Genomic DNA, 3180 nt, shown 5'->3' with positions numbered 1-3180 from the left:
CGGCCGGCGAGCGTGGCCGTCCCGGGGCCCTACCGGGCGGGACGAGCCCGGGGCAGGACGGTTCACCCACCGGCGAACGGCGGCAGCACCTCCACGACGGCACCGTCCGTGAGCGCCACGTCAGCATGATCGCGGCGCCCGACCGGCAGGTCGTCCACCAGGAACGCGCAGTGGGCCAACAGCTCCGCGAGTGCGCCCGGGTGACGTTTCGCCACGGTTGCCAGCAGGTGCGCAAGGGTCTCGGCGTCCTGCCGCTCCTCGGGCACGCCCGCCGCGTGCCGGGCGGCGGCCCAGTAGCGGACAGTCACGCGGGCCACCGGCACCCCCTCCCGCCGTCGGCCACACCGGTCTCCCTGGAGGCATCGCGATCACCAAGGGTGCATCCGGCCCGGGGCTGGCCAGGGTCGCGCGGGCCGGTCGCGGGCGTGTCGGCACAACGCCCGATGCCGTCGGAGCCGGCCTCTACCGGGGGCCTGCCACGAAATCCGGAAAAGCCACGAGCGGCGGTGCCATCAAGATCAAAATCTTGGCCGGTTACGGAACGATCACGGTAACGATGGACCGTGGCGAGAATCTCAGCGCCCACAGCGGGGAGAACTCCTCATGCGGTAGGAGTGGAGTACGACACTCCGCTATCCTCCCCACAGGCCGGTCTTCGTTTCGCGCCCATGACGGCCGTGGAACGCGAACCGACCGCAAGGTATCCGTGGGTCGACGCTGCCCCAACATCGCAACCGAACCCTGGAGGAGTCAACTTGAGCGTCGTCCTGTTGCTCACCAACGCCCCCGGACCATCCGCGGAGTCCTTTCCCTCGCTCGGGCTCCTGACCCACACCGTTCGTGTCGCTCCGCTTGAGGCCAGCGCACTCCTTGACGCACCCCCGGTGGATGTCGTGGTGGTGGACGGGCGCCGGGAACTGGTTGTCGCCCGTGGCCTGTGCCGCCTGCTGCGCACGACCGGGCTCACCACCGCGCTGCTCGCCCTCGTCACCGAAGGCGGACTGGCCGCCGTGTCAGCCGACTGGGGCGTCGACGACGTGGTGCTCGACAGCGCCGGGCCAGCCGAGGTCGAGGCGCGGCTGCGGCTCGCGATCGGCCGGGTGGCGACCGCCGGCGGCACCGCCGAGGCCGGCGTCATCCGCTCTGGCGACCTGTCGGTGGACGAGACCACCTACTCGGCCAAGCTGCGTGGCCGTCCGCTTGAGCTCACCTTCAAGGAGTTCGAGCTGCTGAAGTACCTCGCGCAGCACCCGGGCCGGGTCTTCACCCGCGCCCAGCTCCTGCAGGAGGTCTGGGGCTACGACTACTACGGCGGCACCCGGACCGTCGACGTCCACGTGCGTCGCCTGCGGGCCAAGCTCGGCCCGGAGCACGAATCGATGATCGGCACCGTGCGGCACGTCGGTTACAAGTTCGTCGCTCCCCCGATCGCCCCGCTGCCCGGCGGCGAGGCGGTGCCCGGCTCCAACAGCCGGGAAGTAATACGTACTCCCGAACGCGTGTAGTGCCGGCCAGGGTCCGGGTGGTTCCAGCCGGAGTCCGGGGCCACCGGACCGGTCACGTCGCTTTACCCGGACCTCCGGGCTGTTTCGCGACATGGCGAGGACCTCGGCGCGAGAAAGCGTACGGTGTCACTCCTGGACGGGCACGGCACGCCCGTCGGACGCCGTGACCAGCAGGTGCCCGTGCGCCGGGGCTCCCGCCGGCACGGCGTCGCCCGATATCCGGCCGGTGCTGCGATCCAGCCAACAATGTGATCAAGCCGGATTCATGACCGAACCGGGAAATCTCCGGCCGCGGCAGGCCCACCCGGATGAAAACCAGTACGGAACGCCCTAATGTCGCGGGAATGAGACTGCGCTGGACGCGGCACCTGACTCCCCGGACAGTGGACGACCTGCGGCAGCTGGCTGCCACGGCCACGGCGGCCGACGGAGCCGGCCCACTGTCCGACGACGCCGCGTTACGGCTGACGACACAGCCACTGACCGCCGCGCAACACCTGATCGTCACCGTCCCGGGCCCCGCGGCGCCCCCGGCCGTCCCAACCGGCACAGCCGGCACGGCAGGCCCGACCGGCACAGCCGTCCCAACCGGTGTCCCGACCGGCACAGCCGTCCCAGCCGTCCCGACCGTCCCAGCCGGCACGGCATCCCAGGACGACGAGACGTCGGCCTCCCAGAACAGCGCAGGGACCGCCCATGACGACGACGCCGGAACGATCGCCGGATACGCCTACCTGGCCACCCCTGATGCCCACGGCTGGCAGGCGGAGGTCGTCGTGCACCCCGCCCGACGCCGTCAGGGTGTCGGCGGCCACCTGCTGGCCGCCCTGACCACGGCCGCCGACCAGGCCGGCGCGGACCTGCACGTCTGGGCGCACGGCGACACGCCCGCGGCGGCAGCCCTGGCGGACAGGTACGGCTTCAGCCGGCAGCGGGTGCTCTGGCAGATGCGCCGCGCGCTGCCCGCCCCGGTCTCCCCTGACGGACGCAGGGCACACCCCGGCCACCCCACCGGTCACGCTCCCGGCCACATCCCCGGTCACGAGGCCCCGCCTCTCCCGGACGTGACGCCCCCGCCCGGGGTGACCATCCGGGCCTTCGTCCCAGGGCAGGACGAGGACGCGTGGGTGGCGGTCAACAGCGCCGCCTTCGCGGACCATCCGGAACAGGGACGCTGGACGGTGGAGGATCTCCGGCTGCGCGAGGCCGAGCCGTGGTTCGACCCGGCGGGCTTCTTCCTCGCCGAAGCGGCGGGCCAGCTCGTCGGCTTCCACTGGACGAAGGTGGAGGCGGGCATCGGCGAGGTGTACGTCGTCGGGGTCGCGCCCACCGCCGCCGGACGCGGGCTCGGCCGGGTACTGACCCTGATCGGCCTGCACCACCTGCGCGACCGTGGCCTGGCCACGGTGATGCTCTACGTCGACGACACCAACCGCCCGGCGGTACGCCTCTACGAGACCCTCGGCTTCACCCCCCACCACTGCGACATCTCCTACCTGCGCGAACCGGAGGCCCAGCCCGGATCCGGGCCCGACCGGCTCTGAGCCACCCGGTCGACGGGGCACGATCACGCTCACCACACGGTTACGCAACAGGCGTCCTGGCTCCCGCCCGGTTGCGTAACGTCCCGCCAGCCCGCGACCGCCCCGGTGGGCGGCGGGGTCAGGGGCCGGGC

The 3180-nt window shown here is 72.2% G+C and carries 3 protein-coding genes; 2 read left to right on the top strand and 1 reads right to left on the bottom strand.

Annotated elements, in window-relative coordinates; genetic code table 11:
* Positions 1-62: 62 nt before the first annotated feature.
* Positions 63-317 carry a MoaD/ThiS family protein gene (locus NBW84_RS13395; protein WP_250285026.1) on the bottom strand — a complete coding sequence of 85 codons (255 nt, stop codon included), beginning with the start codon at positions 315-317 and terminating at the stop codon, positions 63-65.
* 438 nt (positions 318-755) lie between these two features.
* Between NBW84_RS13395 and NBW84_RS13390 the strand changes: the two genes are divergently transcribed.
* Positions 756-1505 (top strand): winged helix-turn-helix domain-containing protein, encoded by a 750-nt coding sequence (locus NBW84_RS13390; protein WP_250285024.1) that lies wholly within the window; start codon positions 756-758, stop codon positions 1503-1505.
* 344 nt (positions 1506-1849) lie between these two features.
* Positions 1850-3049: a mycothiol synthase gene (mshD, locus tag NBW84_RS13385; RefSeq protein ID WP_250285022.1), complete on the top strand. Its 1200-nt coding sequence runs from the start codon at positions 1850-1852 to the stop codon at positions 3047-3049.
* Positions 3050-3180: the final 131 nt, after the last annotated feature.

The organism is Protofrankia sp. CiP1_Cm_nod2, from assembly GCF_920664355.1.
GTDB lineage: Bacteria > Actinomycetota > Actinomycetes > Frankiales > Frankiaceae > Protofrankia.
This window is presented reverse-complemented; position numbering and strand designations above follow the sequence as displayed.

Coding starts and splice junctions, on each gene's coding strand:
- mshD (WP_250285022.1), top strand. CDS start 1,850: ATGAGACTGCGCTGGACGCGGCACCTGACTCCCCGGACAGTGGACGAC.